Genomic DNA, 6,000 nt, shown 5'->3' with positions numbered 1-6,000 from the left:
GCATGCCAGCGACGAAAACGCTGGTATCGATCACCACTCTGACCATGGTGACATTATATATGCAGTCACAGGGGCGGCAGTCAAGGTTGAAGCAGTGTCTTTGTGAATGGAGGGCGCCCGGTTCAGCAATGTGAAGAAACGGGGTCTCCCCCATTTCTGCAGGTTGCCCGCCTGACGCGCCCGTCGCCGCGCGGGAAAATGCCGGTTTTGCCCTGTTTCAGACGTTTTTTGCCTCAGGAGACGGGGTCTCCCCCATTTTTGCAGGTTGCCGCGCCGGTGCGCGGCGCGTTTTCACACGGAAAAACGCGCCCAGAGGGGGTTGTGGTCGGAGCAGGGTGTTTCCAGCGCTTCGAACCGCTCCAGCGTCAGGTCGCGGTAGAGCAGGTGGTCCAGCGGCTGGCCGGCGTGGTGGCGCACATGGTGGGCGTGGTCGGGCTGTGGCCAGATGAGGCCGTGGCGCTCGGCCCAGTGGCGCAGCAGGCGCAGGCGGGTGCGGGACCAGGTGTTGAAGTCGCCGGCGACGATCAGTGGGCCGTGGTGTTCCGCCAGCGCCTCGGACCAGCTGTCCAGCTCCGCCCGCAGGTGGCGGCGGCCACGGGTGAGCAGCATGTGGGCGTTGAGCAGCCACAGGGCGTCGCCGCCGGGCAGGGGGTGGCGGGTGAGCAGGGCGCTCTTGTGGGTGAGCCAGCGCAGTTCGCGCCGCTGGCTGAGGAACTGGCGCAGGGGGGCGAGGTCGTAGCGGCTGGCAGTGAGCACGCCGCAGTCGCAGCGAGGCCGGTGCAGGTTGGGACTCATGAACCACTGGGGCCAGGGCGGCGGCGCTTCGACGGTGACGCGGGCTTCTTGCAGCAGCCACAGGTCGGCGGGTGGCAGATGGCAGTGTGCCAGCCGGTGCATGGGCAGTTTGTGGGCGTTCCACACCAGCAGGGTGAAGCGCGCCGGCAGCGGGGCGGTGTCGGCAGCGGGGGGAGAGATGGGAGTCAGTCGGGGGCGCAGCATGGTCGGTCACATCATGGGGGTGAACAGGCGGAAGAGGTTTTCGCCCATGCGCGCCCAGCCGCTGTCGGCGGGCGCATAGGGCACGCTGTCGCGCCAGAGGCGGTCCACCTCATCTTGCAGACGGGCGATGAATTCGGCGTCCAGCACGATGTCCATCAGCTCGTAGTTGCGCAGCATGGAGCGGTAGTCCAGATTGGCGGAGCCCACCAGTGCGAACCGGCGGTCGATGACGAACACCTTGGCGTGCAGCATGGTGGGGGTGTAGCAGCCGATCTCGGCGCCGGCCTCGGCCAGCTCGCGCATGTAGTGGGCGCGCCCCAGACGGGAGGCGATATTGTCGGTGCGTTCGGGCGTGAGCAGACGCACGCGCACGCCGGCCTTGCAGGCGATGAGCACTGCCTGCAGGATCTGCTCGTCGGGAATGAAGTAGGGGGTGACGATGAGCACCTCCTCTCGCGCGCACACGATGGCCTGCACCAGCGCGTCCCGCACCGTGTCCTCCCGGGTGTCGGGGCCGGTGGGCACCAGCCGCATCAGCGCCTCGCCGATGGGCGGCGGCACGGCTGTGGCGGGCAGGCGCTCGCCGGTGGCCCAGGCCCAGTCCTGCCGGAACAGGGCTTCATGGTCGGCCAGCACGGGGCCGGACACGCGGCAGGTGAAGTCCACCCAGTGACCGGGCGCGTCCGGATCCAGATATTCGCTGGCCAGGTTGATGCCGCCTACAAGCAGGGTGTGGTTGTCGAACAGGTAGATCTTGCGATGGTTGCGCAGGTCCGGGGCGCCGCGCAGCGGATGGGAGAGGGGCTGGAAGAAGGCCACGTGCCCACCGGCCTCACGCAGGTCGCGGAACAGGCCGGGACGCAGCCAGGCCGGCAGGCTGCCGATGCCGTCGATGAGCAGGCGCACGTCCACCCCCTGACGGGCCTTGTCGGCCAGCGCCCGGATCAGCCGCCGACCGGTGCCGTCGGTGGCGAAGATGTAGCTCTCCAGCCAGATGCGCTCGCGGGCATTTTCGATGGCCTCGCTGAACCAGTCTCGTGCCTGTGCCGGGTCGAAGGTGAAGGCCGCCCGGTTTCCCGGTCGGGCCGGAGGCATGGCGCAGCGGGCCAGCATGCGTCCGAGCGGCGTGGTGTCCTCCGGGGCGGTGGCGCCGTCGAAGGTGAGCGGCTGCTTGCTCAGGCGGCCGAACAGCTTGCGCGAGCCGAACAGCACATAGAGAAACGGTCCGAGGAAGGGGAGCAGCAGCAGAATCAGCGTCCAGAAGATGAGCGACTGGGTGGGCCGACGGGTGTAGAGCAGGTGGGCCACCACCGCCAGGTTGAGCAGCACGAACAGCGCATAGAGCAGGGTGGAGAGGGCGAGGGTCATGGCGGCTCCTTCTGTCACAGCGCCGGGGTGATGATGCGGCTGAGGTTCTCCCGGAGGCGGCTGAGCTTATCCGGCGGCGGCACATAGGGCACCGTCTTCGTCCACAGCTGTTCCAGTTCGGCGCGCAGGCGCCGAGCGAAGGCGGGATCGTGGACGAAATCCACCAGCTCGTAGTTGATCAGCAGCGAGCGGTAGTCCAGATTGGCCGAGCCGATCTGCACCAGCGCCTCATCCACCAGCACGACCTTGGCATGCAGCATGGTGGGGGTGTAGCAGCGCACTTCGGCGCTCGCCTCCACCAGCTCGCGCATGTAGGGGGCGCGGCCCAGGTCGAAGATGAGGTGGTCGGTCTTCAGCGGGGTGAGCAGGCGCACGCGCACGCCGGCCTTGCGTGCCAGCAGCACCGCTTCCAGCACCGGCTCGTCCGGAATGAAGTAGGGGGTGACGATGAACACCTCGTGGCGCGCGTTGGCCAGTGCGTGCAGCAGCGCCTCGCGGATGGGGTCCGCCGGCATGTCCGGCCCGGAGGGCACCGCCTGCACCGGGTGACCGTCCGCACAGGCGATGAGGGTGGGGGGCGCGGGCAGGGGTTCGTCGGTGGTCCAGCCCCAGTCCTGCCGGAACACCTCGGCGTGGTCCGCCACCACCGGCCCGGTGATGCGGCAGGTGAGGTCCACCCAGCTGTCGGGGCGGTCGGGGTCCAGATATTCGCTGGCCAGGTTGATGCCGCCGGTGAGCAGCAGGCGCTGGTCGAAGAGGTAGAGCTTGCGGTGGTTGCGCAGATTGATGCGCTGGCGCCACAGGCTGGAGAGCGGCTGGAAGAAGGCCACCTGCCCGCCGGCCGCGCGCAGGTTCCGGAACAGCTCGGGGCGGCGGTAGGCCTGCCAGCTGCCGAAGGCGTCGAACAGCAGGCGCACCTGCACGCCCGCCCGGGCCTTCTCCGTCAGCGTTTCGAGCAGGCGGTGGCCGGTGGTGTCGGCGGTAAAGATGTAGCTCTCCAGCCAGATGCTCTCGCGCGCGCCCTCAATGGCGTCGAACAGCCAGTCATGGGCCGTGCGTGGCGAGAAGGTCATCTCCAGCCGGTTGCCCGGACGGGCCGGCGGCACGCCATCGGCGGCCAGCAGGCGGGTCAGCGGCGTGTCGATGGGCGAGGGCGCCGCCTTCAGCCGCAGCGGCGCCTTGGCCTGGCGGGCGAACACCTTGCGCGAGCCGAACAGCAGATACAGCAGTGCCCCCGCCCACGGAAGCAGGAGCACCACCAGCAGCCAGATGATCAGCGACTGGGTCGGCCGCCGATGGTAGAGCAGATGCCCGGCCACCAGCAGGGCCAGCAGGATGTAGGCGTAATAGGCAGCGCTCACTTGAAAACCCGTCCGTGCATGCCAATTAACCCTGTCAACGCAACACGATATTTAACCCCAACTGGAGATGGGAGACAGCATATGAGTCACATCATGGACATTTGAGCACTTTTCCGCGCTGCCGCGTCGCTGGATGTGGACAAGGCGGCCATCAAGCGGGTGAGCGAGTTTCTCAACCGCAAGATTCACGACATGCTGCTTATCGCCCAGGCCAAGGCAAAAGCCAATGAGTCGCCGGTGATCCGCTGGGTGGATCTGCCGATCACCAAAGGGCTGGAAGCGTCCATCCACCACTTCCGCAAGCTGGATGTGGCGCTGGAAGTGGAACCCATTCTGGCACAGCTGGAAAAGCTCCCGCCGATGGATCTGTCCTATGAGGACGAGTTGGTCTCCAGACTGCCCGATCTGCTGGGCGGGCTCGGCCATGCGCTGGCCCGCAGCTTCAAGGTGATCGACCCATCGTTCAAAAACCCGCAGACAAAGGACTGGGACAAGGCGGAGGCGCTGTTCGAGCTGCTCGTCTGAGAACTTCATCCGTCGGAACCAAAAGACCCGCCTTGATGGCGGGTCTTTCGTATTCGGAGAAAAAACTGTCAGGCTGCGCTGTCTTCTTTCTCCCCTTTGCTTTTTTCCGGCTTGCGCACCAGCACGATCATGATGGCCACAAACAGCGCCAGCACATCCAGTCCGGCCATCACAAGCGCCAGCTTCTTGAGCCGGGCCGCGAGGTCAGTGGTGACCTGAATATCCGGCGCGGCCTGTTCGTAGAGGGCGCCGGTGCGACCGATGATCTGCTGGCTGCGCAGGTCCCGTACGCGCTGGTAGATGTCGATCAGGCGCTTGAGCTCATCCCGCGCGGCGGCGATTTTCTTTTCAATGGAGTTTTTAAGGGCCAGGGAAGCGGCATCCGCCTTGCCGTCACTGAGTGCCCGGTATTTATGGAGTGCCCGGCTCAGCTCCCGCACCTGATTCTCCAGCTCGGTGATCTTCAGGCGCAGGTCGATCTCCTTCTGGATGAGCTGCTGGCGGAACTGGGCGTCCTTCTGCTTTTCCACCAGTTCGGTGATCTTGCTGAGAAAGTCGGAGCCATACTGCACGATGCCATTGCCTGACCGTGTTGCGCCATTGGCGGGCATGGCGCCCCCGGCCACCTGGGCATACTGGTCGATGGCCTGCTGGTAGATGGCCGCCTGCGCTTTCAGCGTCTCGATCTGATCCTTGAGCTGCTGGATCTTGTTTTCAGCATAGGTGGTGGCATCGACCAGGTTGCGGGCGATGCCGGCGCTGGCCACCAGCGGCATGAGGGGGTTGATCAGAAAGCTGTTGAGGCTGTCCAGACGGGACTGAATGTCGGAGACCATCATGCCGGTTTCCGGATCGCGCACCTGGGCGCCGATCTCGTCTTCCTTCAGCGCCTTCAGGCTGGCCTTGAGAGTGTCGGCGCTGTCTTTCAGATACTGCACCGCCTGAATGTATTCGTAGGCGTCTACCAACCCGGGCTGGAAGAACTGGGCGCTGGGAATGTTGAGGTCCAGCACGCCCAGCTCGCGGATGGCGGTCTCGGACCAGACCTGCGGGATGTCCTTGAGCACCTTTTCGATCTGCTGATCACTCAGTCCCAGGCCGGACAGCGAGGTGTAGGCCACTTTGGCAAAGCGGCTCTGAGCGGCGGACAGTTCCGCCTGATACTTCTGCTCCAACTGGGCGATTTCAGCCTGGGAGAGTTTGCGGTTGCTCAGCAGTTTTTCGTATTTCCTGCGGATGAATTCCGCATTGGGGGCATAGGGAGATACGGTAATGGCCGCACCGAAGTCTTCCATGCTGATGCCCAGCCGGTCCAGATGGTTGCGCCTGTAGACCTTGGCCAGCACGGCGGAGGCGACGATATCATTGCGTGTGAAGCGTTGCCCGGAGGGGTAGCGGCCCTGTTCGGCGGTGGGGAAGTTGAAGCGGATGATGTTGCCATACTCCGTGGCGGAGGGGTTCTTGATGAACCAGAGCACGCCCAGCGCGGCGACGGCGAGAGAGGTCAGCAGTACCACCCAGCCGATGAAGGCCTTGCCTCGGCCGATCTTGCGGAAAACTTCCCCCAGATCAATCTCGTCTTCGTCACAGAAGGGGGCGCCATAGGGATATTGAGGCGGTAGGGTGGCCGTAGCGTCTGCGGGTTGCTGCGCAGTATTTTTCTGGTTCATGAGCATGTCTCCTGATCTGTCCACCCGGAATTATAAAGGAGTCGCTACGGTATAATGCCCGCCTTTGATGGCGGGTT

4 protein-coding genes and 1 pseudogene are annotated in these 6,000 nt (G+C 65.0%); 1 reads left to right on the top strand and 4 read right to left on the bottom strand.

Annotation, left to right across the window (positions count from 1 at the left end):
- Positions 1–291 precede the first annotated feature (291 nt).
- From F8K16_RS08425 to F8K16_RS08415, 3 genes are read right to left on the bottom strand one after another with little or no spacing between them, the layout of a single operon-like run.
- On the bottom strand, positions 292–999 hold the full coding sequence (locus tag F8K16_RS08425) for an endonuclease/exonuclease/phosphatase family protein (protein ID WP_294949394.1): 708 nt from the start codon (positions 997–999) through the stop codon (positions 292–294).
- Between the two features lie 6 nt (positions 1,000–1,005).
- The gene (locus F8K16_RS08420) at positions 1,006–2,367 is read right to left on the bottom strand and encodes a phosphatidylserine/phosphatidylglycerophosphate/cardiolipin synthase family protein (protein WP_294949391.1); all 1,362 of its coding nucleotides are present in this window, start codon (positions 2,365–2,367) and stop codon (positions 1,006–1,008) included.
- Between the two features lie 14 nt (positions 2,368–2,381).
- The gene (locus tag F8K16_RS08415; protein ID WP_294949388.1) at positions 2,382–3,728 is read right to left on the bottom strand and encodes a phosphatidylserine/phosphatidylglycerophosphate/cardiolipin synthase family protein; all 1,347 of its coding nucleotides are present in this window, start codon (positions 3,726–3,728) and stop codon (positions 2,382–2,384) included.
- Positions 3,729–3,848: 120 nt separating this feature from the next.
- Between F8K16_RS08415 and F8K16_RS08410 the strand changes: the two are divergent.
- A pseudogene (locus F8K16_RS08410) lies at positions 3,849–4,253 on the top strand (DUF1931 family protein); the annotation flags it as partial.
- A gap of 68 nt (positions 4,254–4,321) precedes the next feature.
- Here the strand turns inward: F8K16_RS08410 and F8K16_RS08405 are convergent.
- Positions 4,322–5,923, bottom strand: coding sequence for a hypothetical protein (locus F8K16_RS08405; protein ID WP_294949385.1), 1,602 nt, complete (start codon positions 5,921–5,923; stop codon positions 4,322–4,324).
- Positions 5,924–6,000 lie beyond the last annotated feature (77 nt).

The organism is Sulfurivirga sp. (assembly GCF_015490265.1).
Classification (GTDB): Bacteria; Pseudomonadota; Gammaproteobacteria; order Thiomicrospirales; family Thiomicrospiraceae; genus Sulfurivirga.
Note: the sequence above shows the minus strand (reverse complement) of the source record. Positions and strands in the feature narration are given on the sequence as shown.

Excerpts from the sequence above, each read along its gene's own strand:
- F8K16_RS08425 (WP_294949394.1), bottom strand. The coding sequence starts at position 999 with ATGCTGCGCCCCCGACTGACTCCCATCTCTCCCCCCGCTGCCGACACC.
- F8K16_RS08420 (WP_294949391.1), bottom strand. The coding sequence starts at position 2,367 with ATGACCCTCGCCCTCTCCACCCTGCTCTATGCGCTGTTCGTGCTGCTC.
- F8K16_RS08405 (WP_294949385.1), bottom strand. The coding sequence starts at position 5,923 with ATGAACCAGAAAAATACTGCGCAGCAACCCGCAGACGCTACGGCCACC.